This window comes from Pseudomonas sp. TH32 (assembly GCF_016650855.1).
Lineage (GTDB): Bacteria > Pseudomonadota > Gammaproteobacteria > Pseudomonadales > Pseudomonadaceae > Aquipseudomonas.
In genome coordinates this window covers 1,787,569-1,803,554 of record NZ_JAEKFA010000002.1, presented here as the reverse complement: position 1 = coordinate 1,803,554, position 15,986 = coordinate 1,787,569, and the positions used below count along the sequence as shown (strand labels likewise).

The 15,986-nt window shown below is 61.2% G+C and carries 10 protein-coding genes and 3 pseudogenes; 7 read left to right on the top strand and 6 right to left on the bottom strand.

Annotation, left to right across the window (positions count from 1 at the left end):
• Window positions 1-86 precede the first annotated feature (86 nt).
• Both JFV30_RS11900 and JFV30_RS11895 read left to right on the top strand, forming a co-directional pair.
• Window positions 87-638, top strand: a complete 552-nt coding sequence (locus tag JFV30_RS11900) for a TetR/AcrR family transcriptional regulator (protein WP_201123875.1) — start codon at window positions 87-89, stop codon at window positions 636-638.
• A 36-nt stretch (window positions 639-674) separates the two neighbouring features.
• Window positions 675-1,154 (top strand): nuclear transport factor 2 family protein, encoded by a 480-nt coding sequence (locus JFV30_RS11895; RefSeq protein WP_201123872.1) that lies wholly within the window; start codon window positions 675-677, stop codon window positions 1,152-1,154.
• Between the two features lie 44 nt (window positions 1,155-1,198).
• Here JFV30_RS11895 and JFV30_RS11890 read toward each other — a convergent pair whose 3' ends face one another.
• Both JFV30_RS11890 and JFV30_RS11885 read right to left on the bottom strand, forming a co-directional pair.
• On the bottom strand, window positions 1,199-2,359 hold the full coding sequence (locus JFV30_RS11890) for a PQQ-dependent sugar dehydrogenase (RefSeq protein WP_201123871.1): 1,161 nt from the start codon (window positions 2,357-2,359) through the stop codon (window positions 1,199-1,201).
• 30 nt (window positions 2,360-2,389) lie between these two features.
• Complete coding sequence (locus JFV30_RS11885) at window positions 2,390-2,710, bottom strand: hypothetical protein (RefSeq protein ID WP_201123869.1); 321 nt, start codon at window positions 2,708-2,710, stop codon at window positions 2,390-2,392.
• A 198-nt stretch (window positions 2,711-2,908) separates the two neighbouring features.
• On the opposite strand from JFV30_RS11885, the pseudogene ku reads away from it, so the two are divergent.
• Window positions 2,909-3,744: pseudogene (ku, locus tag JFV30_RS11880) on the top strand (non-homologous end joining protein Ku).
• An 11-nt stretch (window positions 3,745-3,755) separates the two neighbouring features.
• Window positions 3,756-6,254: pseudogene (gene ligD, locus JFV30_RS11875) on the top strand (DNA ligase D).
• Between the two features lie 18 nt (window positions 6,255-6,272).
• Here ligD and lpxO read toward each other — a convergent pair.
• Together lpxO and JFV30_RS11865 are read right to left on the bottom strand one after the other, a co-directional pair.
• Window positions 6,273-7,172 carry a lipid A hydroxylase LpxO gene (gene lpxO, locus JFV30_RS11870; protein WP_201123867.1) on the bottom strand — a complete coding sequence of 300 codons (900 nt, stop codon included), beginning with the start codon at window positions 7,170-7,172 and terminating at the stop codon, window positions 6,273-6,275.
• A gap of 389 nt (window positions 7,173-7,561) precedes the next feature.
• Entirely contained in the window at window positions 7,562-8,374 is an 813-nt protein-coding gene (locus JFV30_RS11865; RefSeq protein WP_201123858.1) for a class I SAM-dependent methyltransferase, read from the bottom strand.
• A gap of 317 nt (window positions 8,375-8,691) precedes the next feature.
• Between JFV30_RS11865 and JFV30_RS11860 the strand changes: the two genes are divergently transcribed.
• The 3 genes and pseudogenes from JFV30_RS11860 (at window position 8,692) to JFV30_RS11850 (ending at window position 14,097) form a co-directional block, all read left to right on the top strand.
• Window positions 8,692-9,930, top strand: a complete 1,239-nt coding sequence (locus JFV30_RS11860) for an MFS transporter (protein ID WP_201126168.1) — start codon at window positions 8,692-8,694, stop codon at window positions 9,928-9,930.
• Between the two features lie 162 nt (window positions 9,931-10,092).
• Window positions 10,093-11,678 (top strand): annotated as a pseudogene (locus JFV30_RS11855) (ABC-F family ATPase).
• 1,234 nt (window positions 11,679-12,912) lie between these two features.
• Window positions 12,913-14,097 (top strand): MFS transporter, encoded by a 1,185-nt coding sequence (locus JFV30_RS11850; RefSeq protein WP_201123856.1) that lies wholly within the window; start codon window positions 12,913-12,915, stop codon window positions 14,095-14,097.
• Here JFV30_RS11850 and JFV30_RS11845 read toward each other — a convergent pair.
• Window positions 14,091-15,128 (bottom strand): alpha/beta hydrolase family protein, encoded by a 1,038-nt coding sequence (locus JFV30_RS11845; RefSeq protein WP_010169565.1) that lies wholly within the window; start codon window positions 15,126-15,128, stop codon window positions 14,091-14,093. The genes JFV30_RS11850 and JFV30_RS11845 overlap by 7 nt on opposite strands.
• A 228-nt stretch (window positions 15,129-15,356) precedes the next feature.
• Window positions 15,357-15,968, bottom strand: coding sequence for an FMN-dependent NADH-azoreductase (locus JFV30_RS11840; protein ID WP_010169567.1), 612 nt, complete (start codon window positions 15,966-15,968; stop codon window positions 15,357-15,359).
• Window positions 15,969-15,986 lie beyond the last annotated feature (18 nt).

The following is a 15,986-nucleotide window of genomic DNA, read 5'->3' as shown; positions in this document are numbered from 1 at the left end:
TACACCATGGGCTGGCTCAGGTCTTCCCGCCCAGGGTTAAAAATAATTAATTGACCAAGGAGAACGATCGTTCTACTGTAGTTCACATGAACGATATTACTCGCGACATTATTCTCGACGTTACCGAAAAGTTGATCTACCGAAACGGCATCGCTGCCACCGGCATGGATCTTCTGGTGAAAACCGCCGGCGTCTCCAGAAAGAGCGTCTACCGCTATTTTGCCAATAAGGACGAACTGGTGATCGCCGCCTTGCAGCGCCGTGACGAGCGCTGGATGCACTGGCTGCGCAGCGAAGTGGAACGCCACGCCACCACGGGAGAGCGCCTGCTGGGCGTGTTCAGTGCGCTGAAGACCTGGTTCGGTTCCGACGACTTTCGCGGTTGCGCCTTCATCAACACCAGCGGCGAAACCGGCGACCCGCAAGACCCGGTGCGCCTGCTGGCCAAGGCCCACAAACAGAAACTGTTCGAGTACGCCCTCGAACTGTGTCAAGCACATGGCACCCCCGACCCGGAACGCCAGGCCGCGCACCTGCTGATCCTGATTGATGGCGCCATTACCGTTGCCCTGGTGATGGGCGACACAACCGCTGCCGATAATGCGCAATCCATGGCGCGAACCTTATTGGCACTTTGACCCAACGTTCATTTGAACCTGCCCAGGAGCCGTCCCATGTCCTCCACCCCTGAAATACGCCCGCCGTTGCCGCCGTTCACCCGCGAATCGGCGATTGAAAAGGTTCGCCTGGCCGAAGACGGCTGGAACTCCCGTGACCCGCAACGGGTGTCCCTGGCGTATACCCTGGATACCCAATGGCGCAACCGCGCCGAGTTCGCCCACAACCGCGAAGAAGCCAAGGGCTTCCTGACCCGTAAATGGGCCAAGGAACTGGATTACCGGTTGATCAAGGAACTGTGGGCGTTTACCGGCAACCGCATTGCGGTGCGCTATGCCTATGAATGGCGCGACGACTCCGGCAACTGGTTCCGCTCCTACGGCAACGAGAACTGGGAGTTTGATGAGAATGGCTTGATGGCGAACCGGTTTGCCTGCATCAACGACCTGCCGATCAAGGAAAGCGAGCGCAAGTTCCACTGGCCGCTGGGCCGGCGTCCGGATGAGCACCCGGGGTTGTCGCAGCTGGGGCTCTAAACGGTAAGCCGCAAGCTTGAAGCTTCAAGCTTGCGGCTGATGACTCAATCCTGATTCAACCCCACCCGATACAACACACCCTTGTCTTCATCCGTCAGTACATACAGGTAGCCGTCCGGCCCCTGGCGCACGTCGCGGATGCGCGCTTTCAAGCCGCCCAGCAGGCGCTCTTCGTGGATGACCTTGTCTCCATCGAACTGCAAACGAATCAGCTCCTGGCTGACCAGTGCGCCAATAAACACGTTGTGCTGCCAGGCCTTGAACCGGTCGGCATCGTAGAACGCCATGCCACTCACACCCGGGGACTTTTCCCATACGTGGTGCGGCGGAACGGTGCCTTCGGCCGTCTTGCCCTTGGCTTCGGGAATCGGCGTCAGGGAATAGTTGATGCCATGGGTTGCCAGTGGCCAGCCGTAGTTTTTCCCGCGCTCGATGATGTTGATTTCATCCCCGCCACGCGGACCGTGTTCGTTTTCCCACAGCGTGCCGCTCCACGGGTTCAGTGCCGCGCCCTGGGGGTTGCGCTGGCCATAGGACCAGATTTCCGGTCGCACGCCTTCCTGCCCCACAAAGGGGTTGTCTTCCGGCACACGGCCGTCAGGGAAGATCCGCACCACCTTGCCTTGCAGCTTGTCGAGGTCCTGGGCGGTGGGGCGATCGTTGTTCTCCCCCAAGGTCACGAACAGGTAGCCGTCGCGGTCAAACACCAGCCGCGAACCGAAGTGATTGCCCGTGGACAGCTTGGGCTCCTGGCGCAGGATTACCTTGAAGTCTTGCAGGCCAGTGAGGTCGTCGCTCAAGCGCCCGCGCCCGACTGCCGTGCCGGCCGTGCCGTTCTTGCCGCCGCCTTCGGCGTAAGACAGGTAGACCAGGCGGTCCTCCTTGAAGTCGGGCGACAGCACCACGTCGAGCAGGCCGCCCTGCCCCTTGGCAAACACCTTCGGCACGCCACTCAACGGCGCGGACAGTTTGCCGTCCGGGCTGACGAAGCGCAGGTTGCCGGGGCGTTCGGTGACCAGGAAGCCTTGTTTGTCCGGCAGGAACGCCACCGCCCACGGGTGATCCAGGCCCTTGGCAACCGGGGTGACCGTGATACTCCCCTGCTCGCTGGGGAACTGTTGGGTATCGGCCGCCGAAACGGGCAGCGCCAGGGGCAGCAAGGCAGCGGCGCAGAAGGTCGCTAGAAGGGTTTTGCGTAGAAACATACGGTGGGTTTCCTTGTCGTCTTTACACACTCAATCGCCGCGATTGCCATTGGCGTCGCGCGTGGGGGCTTTGGGCTGGATGGCCGGTGGGGTCTGCGCGCCGTCGCGGCGCTGGACACTGTTGCCGATGCCGCCGTTTTGCAGGGTGGGCGGCCGTTGGGCCGGCGGGATAAAGGTGCCCCGCGCAGCCGGCGCGTTGGGCTGGGTGCCCTGCATGCTGTTGGGGTTGGCCTGATGGATAGGGCCGTTGTAGGGGTTATTGCTCCTGCCGGGCAGGTTTTGCGCCTGTGCCAGCGAGCTCAAGGCCAGGCCCAACGCCAACACGGCAAGGTTAAACAAACGGGTGTTCATGACAAAGCCTCTCTGGGCGCGAGGAGTACGTGCTTTCGATAACACGCTACGCCTTGGGTTCGGCTTTGGTAACTAAATAGTTTCTCATCAGGTGTAACACGATCTGTCTGAAACACCGCTGCCAGCCGGCTGGCCGGGGAAACTTTTGCCGAATCCACCGTGTCACCTGAAGACCCCCACACTTTCAGGAATACCGACATGCCACGGGCTATCTGGAAAGGCGCAATCAGTTTCGGCTTGGTGCACATCCCGGTGTCGCTGGTCTCGGCAACGTCCTCCCAGGGCGTCGACTTCGACTGGCTGGACAAGCGCAGCATGGACCCGGTGGGTTACAAGCGCGTCAACAAGGCCACCGGCAAAGAGGTCACCAAGGACAACATCGTCAAGGGCGTGGCCTACGAGAAAGGCCGCTACGTGATCCTCAGCGAAGACGAAATCCGCTCGGCCCACCCCAAGTCGACCCAGACCATCGAAATCATCGCGTTTGTAGCCAGCGATCAAATCCCGCTGCAGAACATCGACACGCCCTACTTCCTGGCACCCGACAAGCGCGGCGGCAAGGTCTACGCGCTGTTGCGCGAAACCCTGAAGAAAACCCGCAAGGTCGCCCTGGCCAACGTGGTGCTGCACACCAAGCAGCACCTGGCAGCGTTGATGCCACTGGAGTCGGCCCTGGTACTGGTGATGCTGCGCTGGCCCGCCGAAGTGCGCGGCCTGGACGAGCTGGAACTGGGCAGCGATGTGACCAAGCCAACCCTGGCCAAGGGCGAGCTGGACATGGCCAAGCGCTTGGTGGAAGACATGAGTGCCGACTGGCAGCCTGACGAATACCGCGACAGCTTCAGGACAAGATCATGGCGTTGGTGGCGAAGAAGGCCAAGGCCGGCAAGATCGAAGACGTGGAGTCCAGCGAGGGCGTGGATGAGCGCAAATCTGCCGACGTGATTGATTTGACGGAACTGCTCAAACGCAGCCTGGCCGGCAAGAGTCCGGCGAAGAAACCGGCCGCGAAAAAAACCCGCAAGGCTTCGTGAGGTAGACCGCCATGGCCAAGCCCCTGAGTGAATACAACGCCAAGCGCGACTTTGATGTAACCGCCGAACCTGCCGGCAGCGCGCCACGCGGCCGGAACCGGGCGCAGGCCCTGTCGTTTGTGATTCAGAAGCACGACGCGCGCAACCTGCATTATGACTTCCGCCTGGAACTCGATGGCGTGCTCAAAAGCTGGGCGGTGCCCAAGGGCCCGAGCCTTGACCCGAGCCAGAAGCGCCTCGCGGTGCACGTGGAAGACCACCCGTTGGGCTACGGCAGTTTCGAGGGCAGCATTCCGGCCGGCCAATACGGGGCCGGCGATGTGATCGTGTGGGATCGCGGCGTGTGGCAGCCTCACGACGATCCGCGCCAAGCCTACGCGGCAGGCAAGCTTAAATTCACCCTGATCGGCGAAAAGCTCGCGGGCGACTGGACGCTGGTGCGTACCCGCCTCAAGGGCAGCGGCGACAAGGAACAATGGCTGCTGATCAAGGAAAACGACCAGCAGGCGCGCCCGGTGGCTGACTACGACGTGGTCCGGGCCGAACCGAAAAGCGTGCTGAGCGATGCGACCGTGGGGCGTGCGAAAAAGCCGGCAGCGCCAAAGAAAAAACCACCCGCAAAACGTCAACCGCCCTGCCCGACCAGTTCGCGCCACAGTTGGCGACACTGGTGGACCGTGCGCCGGACGGCGACTGGGTGTACGAGATCAAGTTCGACGGCTACCGGATCCTCGCGCGCATTCAAGGGGGAGGTGCGGCTGTTCACCCGCAATGGCCATGACTGGACCGATCGCCTGCCGCGCCAGGCCAAGGCCCTGCAGGCCCTGAAACTCAAGGACAGCTGGCTCGACGGCGAGGTCGTCAGCCTGAACGCCGAGGGTTTGCCGGACTTCCAGGCGCTGCAGAACGCCTTTGATATCGGCCGCAGCCTGGACATCGTCTATTACCTGTTTGATGCGCCGTTTCTGGAAGGCCGTGACCAGCGGGAAGCTGGCGTTGAAACCCGGCGTGCCGCGTTGAAGGACGTGCTGAGCCGCAGCAGAAGCAAGCTGCTGCGTTTCTCCGAATCCTTTGCCGCCCACCACCGGGACATCTTCGAAAGCGCCTGTGACCTGGCCCTGGAGGGCGTGATCGGAAAACGGGCCGGCAGCCCTTACCTCTCCAAGCGCAGCCCGGACTGGATCAAGCTCAAGTGCCGGCTGCGCCAAGAGTTCGTGATCATCGGCTTCACTCGCCCGCAGGGCTCACGCAGCGGGTTTGGCGCGCTGTTGCTGGCCGTCAATGACGACACCGGCCTGGTGTATGCCGGGCGCGTGGGAACGGGCTTTGATCAAGCCACGCTGAAAAAGATCAGCGCACAGCTGAAGGCGCTGGAGCGCGAGGCTTCACCGCTGGCCAAACCGCTGACCAGTGCCCAGGCGCGCGGCGTGCATTGGGTGGAACCGCAGTTGGTGGGCGAAGTGCAATTTGCCGAATGGACCCGCGAAGGCGTGGTGCGCCAGGCAGCATTTGTCGGGCTGCGCAGCGACAAGCCGGCGGAGCAGATCGTTCACGAGCAGCCGCGGGCGGCCAAGTCGCTGAAGGAAAAACCCCGCAAAAAGACCGCTGAAACCAGCTCGGTCGCAGGCGTCAGGATTACCCATCCCGACCGAGTCATCGACGTTCAAAGCGGCACCCAAAAACTTCAGTTGGCGCAGTTCTACGAGGGCATCAGCACGTGGATCCTGCCCTTTTTACGCCACCGCCCCGTGTCCTTGCTGAGGGCGCCGGAAGGTATCGCGGGCGAGCAGTTTTTCCAGAAGCATTCCGAGCGCCTGGCAATTCCGAATATCAAGCAATTGGATCAGGCCCTGGACCCGGGCCATGCACGGCTGATGGAAATCGACAGCCCCGCCGCACTGGTCGGTGCGGTGCAAATGGGCACCGTGGAGTTACATACCTGGGGCGCCACTGCTGACAAGATCGAAACCCCCGACCTGTTTGTGCTCGACCTTGACCCGGACCCGGCGCTGCCGTGGAAAAGCATGGTGGAGGCCGCGCAACTGACCTTGTCGGTGCTGGATGAGTTGGGGCTGGATGCGTTCGTCAAGACCAGTGGTGGCAAAGGCCTGCACCTGGTGGTGCCGCTGGCACGCCGGGATGACTGGGACACGGTAAAAGCCTTCGCCAAGGCGATCGCCCAGTTCATGACGGAGCAACTGCCGGAGCGTTTCACCGCCACCTCAGGCCCGAAAAACCGCGTCGGCAAGATCTTTATCGACTACCTGCGCAACGCCCGGGGCGCCAGCACGGTCGCGGCCTACTCGGTGCGCGCACGGCCGGGCCTGCCGGTGTCGGTACCGGTGAGTCGCGATGAGTTGAAGGGGTTGCACGGCGCCCAGCAGTGGACGGTGGCGAATCTGCATGAACGCTTGCAGGGTTTGAAGAAGGACCCGTGGGCGGGTTATGCCAACCGGCAGAAGATCAGTAAGAAAATGTGGGACAAGTTGGGAGCGCACCCGCCAGGCTGATGCGCTCCGCGGCCCGATTCAGATCAGGATGAAGATCAACGCCAAACCGGCGAAGATCGCCCACTTTTCCAGGTAGTAACGGGTGCGGTTGCGCTTCTTCAGCTCCTTGCCCCGCAGGCGAATCTTGTACAGGCGGGTAAACGCGCGGTTCAGGCCACCGGTCTTGTCACCGGCATCGTTGGGCGACCCGGCTGCCGCCATCACGTTACGGCTGAACCAGCGGTTGAAGGCTGCCGCCCAGCGGTACTTCATCGGGCGCTCGATATCGCAGAACAGAATGATCCGGTTCTGATCCGTGGTGTTTTCGGCGTAGTGGATAAACGTCTCGTCAAACATCACCGGCTCACCATCGCGCCAGTAGTAGTTTTCACCATCCACGTTGATGTAGCAGCCCGGGTCGTTCGGGGTGTCGAGGCCCAGGTGGTAGCGGTAGGAACCGGCGTACGGGTCACGATGGCGTACCAGTTTGGAGCCCGGTGGCAGCTCGGCAAACATCGCGGCCTTGATCGAACCAATGCTTTGCACCAGCTCCGTGGTGCGCGGGCACAGCTTCATCGCCGAAGGATGGCTGTCGCCGTACCATTTCAAATAGAAACGCTTCCAGCCCGACTTGAAGAACGAGTTGAAACCCACGTCGTTGTATTGCTCGGAGCGTTTGATCTCGCCTGCGCGCAGCAGGTTCTGGCCCTCCTGGCGGATCTCTTCCCAATGCTCCTGGAGCGGGCTCAGGTCAGGAAAGTCGCTGGGGGACAGGTACGGTCGGCTGGGCAGTTTGGAGAAGAGGTAGAGAAAGCAGTTCACCGGAGCCAGGAAGGTCGAGTGATCGCTGAGCTGGCGGCCCAGCTTGTGTCGCACCCGGCCACGCAGGTGAACATACGCAATGGAGAGAACGTAGAGAGCAACAATGATGAGTTTCAAGGTATTCGTCACAAGTCAGAAGAGAACAGGCTGCTCCTGCGTGCCCACGACGGCCGAGGATTGAAGATGCAGCACCTGAAATCACAATTCACAAACAGGCGGCACGACGGGCTGGGTGACAATCCGGTCATGGCCATTGGCAGCTATTTTAGCCACACTTTGTAACCAAAGGTTAATCAAGAATTGTGAAAAGGTGTCCATTGAGTGTGCTTGCGGGGGCGTTACCCCGGCGCTGCGGCGCGCAGAGGCCGACCACGCCGGCCATCCGTTCTTGCGACATGGTTTTCACATGGCCTTCACTTATCGACCTATAGGGTGAAGGCTACCTACTCCAGTGAACACCTTGGCCCGCCCTCCTCGCGGGCTTTTTTTGCCTGCCCGGCAGCCAGTCAGGCCGGGCGTTTGATGGCGGTCAGGGTGTAGCACAACGGCAGTTGCGCGGGCTGGTGTTCATACTGGTCGTAGAGTTCCTCGCGATTGGAATGCGCGAACTCTTGCAGATGGCTGATCTGCAACCCGGCGGCGATGGCGCCGCTGACGATCGACCCCAATGTGTGCACAAACCAGTAGGAGGCCGCCGCAACAGCTTCGGTATCGCCCTCGTAGACGATGGCCTCCTGTTGCACGAAAGGCTCGCGCTGAAAGTACGAACTCACCGGCAGCATCGGGTTGGGCGCCGTCGGGTCGAACACTTCCAGGAACGGGTGAGTTTCGTAAATCACCAGGCTGCCGCCCGGCTTCAGGATGCTGGCGACATGGGCCATGAACAGCGTAATGTCCGGCATCCAGTTCAGTACGCCGATGGTGATCAAGGCAACATCGAAGCGCGCGGTCAAGCCACGGGGCAAATGGTGAATGTCGGCCTCGATGAATTCAGCCTCGTACGGCGAAGCCTCGGCCAACTCGCGGGCTTGTTGCAGAAAGGCTTCCGACTGATCGATCCCCACCACCGTGCGTGCACCCAGCCCGAACAACGACAGGCTTTCCCGCCCGTTGTTGCAGCCCAGTTGCACCACGTCCTTGCCCTCCACGCCGACCTTGAGCAGCAATGCGGTCAAGGTCGGGTCCAGCCGCGAGAAGCTGGGCTTGGCCACGTCCTCTAGCAAGGCTTTCCAGTGGGCGGTGTTTTTATGCAGCCTGGCGGATTCGTTCCAGGCGTCCTTGTTGCTGGAAATGGCCTCTTGGGCCGACACCATGTCCATTGCGTCTCCAAAACGTTCGAGTCATTGCGACAAAAAGAGGTTCGCCCTACAACAAAAGCCTCGCCATCCCTGAACCGGTAAAGAGCCTTCACTGTAGGGCGAACGGACGGAAAATAAGCCAGGCTTATGGGATGTTCAACTGTTAACCATAAATTTCCCTGAAAAAACGCCTTTCCGCGCTATTTTTCGATGCAATTGGCTCCACTTTGTAAATGTTTGTGCTTGTGCAGCCGCGCAGGCACGACGCCGGGGCCGGAAACTATCCGTTCATGCCCGAGGTCACTATCGCTACCGACCCCGTCCATGAAGACCCTGCCGTGGCCACTCGCTCCGACCTGCGCAACACCCTGTCCCTGGACAGCCTGAACTTCTTCCTGGCGGATGTCCGTGACGGGCTGGGGCCGTACCTGGCGATTTATCTGCTGGCCGTGCATCACTGGGACCCCGCCAGTATCGGCGTGGTGATGACCCTCGCCGGCATCGCGGCACTGCTGACCCAGACCCCGGCAGGCGCATTGATTGACCGAACCCGCAGCAAACGGGCGGTGATCGTCATTGCAGCGCTGTTGGTGACTGCCAGTTGCCTGCTGCTGCCCTTCGTCAGTTCCTTCAGCCTGGTGGCGCTGACCCAGGCGGCCAGCGCAGCCGCGGCCTCGGTGTTCGCACCGGCCATCTCGGCGATATCCCTGGGCATCACCGGGCCGCGCGCCTTCACCTGCCGCACGGGTCGCAATGAAACCTTTAACCACGCCGGTAACGCGGTAGCGGCCCTCCTCGCCGGCGGGTTCGCCTACCTGTTTGGCCCGGTGGCCGTGTTTTATCTGATGGCGGTCATGGCGGTGGCCAGCGTGATCGCCGTCAGTTGCGTGTCAGCCGAGGCGATCGACCACGAGGTCGCGCGGGGCTTCGACCCTGCACACAGCGCGGAACACGAACAGCCGTCGGGGATGGCCGTGCTTCTGGCGAACAAACCCTTACTGCTATTCGCCATCTGCTGCGCTTTGTTTCACCTGGCCAATGCGGCGATGTTGCCGCTGGTCAGCCAGAAGCTGTCGCAGATCAACCTGCAAATGGCCACGCCGCTGACCTCGGCCTGCATTGTCGCGGCTCAGTTGGTGATGGTGCCGGTGGCCTGGCTGGTGGGCGTGAAGGCCGACGTGTGGGGACGCAAGCCGCTGTTGCTTGCCGGCTTCATGATCCTGCCGCTGCGGGGCGTGCTGTATACGCTGTCGAATGATCCCTACTGGCTGGTCGCGGTGCAGATGCTCGACGGCGTCGGCGCCGGGGTGTTTGGCGCGCTGTTTCCGGTCATCGTCAAAGACCTCACCCTGGGCACCGGGCGCTTCAATGTGAGCCTGGGCGCGCTGTCCACGGCATTCGGCCTGGGGGCGGCGCTGAGCAGCAGCCTGGCGGGTTTTGTCGTGCAATGGGCCGGATACAACGCGGCTTTCCTGACCCTGGCGGGTGTGGCCGCCGTCGCATTGGTGCTGTTATGGGTGGCGATGCCGGAGACTCGGGTGAATCCATCCTTGAACCGCCATACAACTCCCGCCTGACATATGCGACAATGCGCGCCAAATTCCAACATGCACCCCATTTTTCTGCTCAGCGACTGGGCCTCAAGCCTTGATGTCGCTGCTGACGTATGCCCGTTAGCCTGGGCCACAAAATGGGCCCGGCCAAATTAGCGCACTCCAAGCTATTGATAGGTAAAGTAATTGATCTCCACAGCTAACATCACCATGCAGTTCGGCGCCAAGCCGCTATTTGAGAACGTTTCGGTCAAGTTCGGCGCAGGCAACCGTTATGGCCTGATCGGTGCCAACGGTTGCGGCAAGTCGACCTTCATGAAAATCCTCGGTGGCGACCTCGACCCGTCGGGCGGCCAGGTCATGCTGGAGCCGAACGTGCGCCTGGGTAAACTGCGCCAGGACCAGTTCGCCTACGAAGAATTCACCGTACTCGACACCGTGATCATGGGTCACGAAGAGCTGTGGAAGGTCAAGGCCGAGCGCGACCGCATCTATTCGCTGCCGGAAATGAGCGAAGAGGACGGCATGGCCGTCGCCGAGCTGGAAACAGAATTCGCCGAAATGGACGGCTACACCGCCGAATCCCGCGCCGGCGAGCTGCTGCTGGGCCTGGGCATCCCCTGGAACAGCATTTCGGTCCGATGAGCGAAGTCTCCCCAGGCTGGAAACTGCGTGTGTTGCTGGCCCAGGCACTGTTTTCCGATCCGGAAGTACTGTTGCTCGACGAACCGACCAACCACCTGGACATCAACACCATTCGCTGGCTGGAAAACATCCTGACCCAGCGTAACAGCCTGATGATCATCATCTCTCACGACCGTCACTTCCTGAACAGCGTCTGCACCCACATGGCCGACCTGGACTACGGCGAGCTGCGTCTGTTCCCGGGCAACTACGACGAATACATGACCGTGGCGACCCAGTCCCGCGAGCAATTGCTGTCGGACAACGCCAAGAAGAAAGCCCAGATTTCCGAGCTGCAATCGTTCGTCAGCCGCTTCTCGGCCAACGCCTCGAAAGCCAAGCAAGCCACCTCCCGCGCCAAGGCGATCGACAAGATCCAGTTGGCCGAGGTCAAGCCTTCCAGCCGTGTCAGCCCGTTCATCCGCTTTGAACAGACCAAGAAGCTGCACCGTCAGGCGGTCATGGTCGAAAAAATGGCCAAGGGTTTCGACGGCAAGCCTCTGTTCAAAGACTTCAGCTTCCAGGTTGAAGCCGGCGAGCGCGTGGCGATCATCGGCCCGAACGGTATCGGCAAGACCACCCTGCTGCGCACCCTGGTCAACGAACTGACCCCGGACGCCGGTACGGTGAAATGGACCGACGCGGCCGAGCTGGGCTACTACGCCCAGGACCACGCCCACGACTTCGAAGACGACATGAGCCTGTTCGACTGGATGGGCCAATGGACTCAAGGCGAACAAGTGATTCGCGGCACCCTGGGCCGCATGCTGTTCTCCAACGACGAGATCCTGAAGTCGGTGAAGGTGATTTCCGGTGGTGAGCAAGGCCGCATGTTGTTCGGCAAGCTGATCCTGCAAAAGCCGAACGTGCTGATCATGGACGAACCGACCAACCACTTGGACATGGAATCCATCGAGGCGCTGAACCTGGCGCTGGAGAACTACCCGGGCACGCTGATCTTCGTCAGCCATGACCGTGAGTTCGTATCGTCCCTGGCGACCCGGATTATTGAGCTGAGCCCAAGTGGGGTGATCGACTTCAGCGGTACTTATGACGATTACCTGCGTAGTCAGGGTGTGGTTTTCTAAGCACTGCGATTGAGTTGGAATGTGAAAGCCCCGTCCGGTGTGATGGGGCTTTTTTTTTGGGGTTGGGTTGGGTTGGGGTGTGTACATATCCGTTATTTAGGTAACGGCGACTTAGGGTTCCGCTCTTACAGCGGGTCACTTTTGGAAAAGAGCCCCAAAAGTAACCAAAAGGGCTCTTGCCCCACCACTCGGTGCCTCGCCTAGGCTCGGCATGCCCGCACTCCGGCACGCTTCCGCGGGCCGCCGCGATGGGCCATCCCTGGCCCATCGCGGCTAAATCGGCATCCTTGCCGATTTACCCGCTCCACCGTGCCTGCTTGCGGCCATCGTGGTTAACGGGGCGCCTAAGATCAAAAGCCAGATCAAAAGCAATAGCACAGCGGCCTACCGGCCGGCTTGAGTGTGGTGAAGCAACAGCAAGTGCAACGACAACGGCAACGGCAACAGCAACAGCAACAGCAACAGCAAAATCAGAAGCGGGCACGGTCCAAATGTGGGAGCGGGCTTGCTCGCGAATGCGGTGTGTCAGTCACCGAATGCATCAACTGAAAGACTGCATTCGCGAGCAAGCCCGCTCCCACATTTTTGACCGAGTTCGCTTTGGCCTTTCCTCTGCCTGAAAGCCGACCCCAGTGGTAGAAGCCAAGATAAAGGCCGCCGCGAAAGCCAAATCTGAAGCTGAAGCAGCTCTGCTTTTTTGTGGGAGCTGGCTTGCCTGCGATGCAGGCAACTCGGTCTTCCAGACACACCGAGGTGATGCCATCGCGGGCAAGCCAGCTCCTACAGTTGACCGTGCCCGCTTTGGCTTTTGATTGTGCTTTTGCTTCACCACACTCAAGCCGGCCGGTAGGCCGCTGTGCTCTTGCTTTTGATCTTAGGCGCCCCGTTAACCACGATGGCCGCACGCAGGTATTGAGGAGCGGGTAAACCGGCAGGACGCCGGTTTAGCCGCGACGGGGCAGGGACGCCCCGTCGCGGCGGCCCGCGGAGCAATGCCGGAGTGCGGGCACACCGAGCCTAAGCGAGGTGCCGAGTGGTGGGGCAAGAGCCCTTTTGGTTACTTTTGGGGCTCTTTTCCAAAAGTGACCCGCCGTAAGGGCGGAACCCATAGCCGCCGTTACCGCAGCAACGGATATGCCCCCGCCCTCAAATACACCCAATATAGTTAGCCTGCTTCCTTTTACCCCAAGCCCTTGCCATGATGCGCCTACCGCCCGCCCGCGAACGAGTCCCCATGTCTGCCCCACAGCCCGCCGCCCCAAGTTCCTTGTCGATCACCCTGCAGATCGTCTCCATCGTCTTCTACACCTTTATCGCGTTCATCTGCATCGGCCTGCCGATTGCGGTGATCCCCGGCTACGTCCACGGCGAACTGGGCTTCAGCGCGGTGATCGCCGGGATCACCATCGGCTCGCAATACCTGGCAACGTTACTCAGCCGCCCGATGGCCGGACGCATGTCCGACAACGTGGGCACCAAGCGCGCCATTGTGCTGGGCCTGAGCGGTATCTTGCTGAGCGGCGTGCTGACGTTTATCGCGACGCTGGTGCAAAGCCTGCCGCTGCTGAGCCTCGGCATATTGATCGTGGGCCGCCTGTTGCTGGGCGTGGCCCAGGGCTTGATCGGGGTGGGCACCATCAGTTGGTGCATGGGCGCGGTCGGGGCCGAGCACACTGCGCGCTCGATCTCGTGGAACGGTATCGCCTCCTACGGCGCGATTGCGATTGGCGCGCCGCTGGGCGTGGTGATGGTTGCCGATTACGGCTACACCAGCCTCGGAATCGCCCTCACGGTGCTTTCCGCCCTGGGCCTGTTGCTGATCCGCAATAAACCCTCGGTGCCCGTGGTGCGCGGTGAACGCCTGCCATTCTGGGCCGTGTTCGGACGCATTGCGCCGTTTGGGGCCAGCCTCTGCCTGGCGTCGATTGGCTACGGCACCCTCACCACGTTTATCACCCTGTATTACCTGAGCCGTGGCTGGGTCGGCGCGGCGTGGTGCCTGACGGTATTCGGGGTGTGTTTTATCCTCTCGCGCCTGGTGTTTATCTCCGCCATCAACCGCTTCGGCGGGTTCACGGCGGCGATTGCCTGCATGACCATCGAAACCCTCGGCCTCACGCTGCTGTGGCTGGCACCGTCCACCGGTGTGGCATTGATCGGCGCCGGGCTCACTGGCTTTGGGTTGTCGCTGGTGTACCCGGCGCTGGGCGTGGAGGCGATCAAGCAGGTGCCCAACAGCAGCCGTGGCGCCGGGTTGAGTGCATATGCGGTGTTTTTTGACCTGGCGCTGGCGATTGCCGGGCCGGTGATGGGCGCAGTGGCGTTGAATCTGGGCTATTCGTGGATCTTCTTCTGCGCCGCCCTGCTCTCGGTCACCGGCCTGGGCCTGACCTTGATGCTCAAGCGCCGCGCTTACTGATCAGCCGTCTGCAAGCCCGCCCGGGTGGATTGGCCCAGGGTGTGATTGAAGAACCGCCCGGCCTCGGAAATCAGGTCGCGATGGATACTTTCACGGTCAACCCCGTCGGCATCGGTGCACATGGCCGGCATTGCGGCCAGTTGGCTTTCATCGCAAGGCGCCATGAACACAAAGTGCCCTGCCCCGGCCAACAGCTTGAAATCCGGCGGTTGCGGCAGTTTGCGCGCCAGGGCCTCGGCGTTCTTGTCCACCGCCACCAGCTTGTCACCGTCGCCGCTGTAGAGCAGCACCGGCACATGCACGTCTGCCAGGGTGTGACGGCCAAACATCAGGCTCAGCGGCGCCATCAACATCAAGGCATGGATGCGCGGGTCGGCCTGAGGCTGCAGGTCGTCACGGTCGACGATCAACTCACCCTTGGTGGTGCAGGCATCACGGTCTTCAGGACGTTGCTGGCAGTAACGGCGCAGGCGGTCCAGGTCCGGCTTGGCACCGGCCAGAATCAGCGCGGTCTCGCCGCCGGCCGAATAGCCGATGACCCCCACCTGATCGACGTTGACGAACGGCGACAGCATCGGGTCGCCCAGGGTGGCGGTGATGGCTTCGGAAATCTGGATCGGGCGCCCATACAAGTTGCTCAAGGTGCCCAGGCGGCTGTGGTCCTTGTAGTTGTCGCCCGGGTGCAGCACCGCCACCACCACAAACCCTTTGCGTGCCAGGGAGGTTGCCAGGTCGTGCAGGGCCAGCGGTGTGCCGGTATTGCCGTGGGACAGCATCAACATCGGAAAGCGGCCGATGGCGATTTTCGAATCTTCAGTGGCGGCGATGTGATAAGCGCCCACCTGGGTGGTGTGTTCCAGGCCCGTGGACGGATAGAACGCGACGGCTTTCATCGGCTGCAGGTCCAGCGGGTCGAGAAAGGTCATGCGATGGAAGCCCACACTCCAATGAGGGTGCGGCGCCGGCGCGGCTTGCACTGAAATCAGGCCGCCGAGCAGAGAAATGACCAAGACTGCACAAAGACGCATCATGGGGATGTCCACCTTTGCTGCGTAAGCCCGCGTAGCTATTGAAATATCCATGGTTCAGGCGCTCGGACTGGCAGGGTTCTACCCATGCGTGCATAACCTGGGCCAAAGTAGTGACAGCGGGTAAACGAAAAAACTCCGTACTCCGTTCGCTTTTCAGGCGAGCAGAATACAGAGTTTAGGCGCCTCGACTCAGATTGATATCGAGGAACTGCAAAATTTACATAAGTCTTACGCAGCCGCGAACAATTGTTCGTTGATGACTACGTTGGCGTCGCTGATCGCCTTGCTGCGAACTTCTTCGCCGTAGCCCAAACCGTGGGCGCGGACGATTTCGATGTCGGTGATGCCAAGGAAGCCCAGCAGCACTTTCAAGTAGTCTTCGTGAGCCACGCCGGTCGGCTGGCCAACATGCAGGCCGCCGGACGTCGACACGATGATGACTTTCTTGCCACCGGCCAGGCCTTCAGGGCCGTTTTCGGTGTAGCGGAAAGTCTGGCCGGCGACGGCGATACGGTCGATCCAGGCTTTGAGCTGGGTCGGGATGGTGAAGTTGTACATCGGCGCCGCCAATACAATCGCGTCGGCCGCGAGGAATTCAGCGAGGGTGTTGGCGCTCAACTCGGCTTCGTGTTTCTGCACGGCATCACGCAGCTCGGCAGCGGTGCCCAGTGCACCCAGGGTCACGCCGGAGAAATGGTTGATGCCTTCACCGGCCAGGTCACGGTAGGTCACTTCAACGCCTGGCTCGGCCGCCTGCCAGGTCTTGACGACGCCGGCGCTCAACTGACGGGAAACCGAGTTGTCGCCGAGGATGCTGGAATCGATATGCAACAGTTTCATGGGTTATCTCCAAGTAAG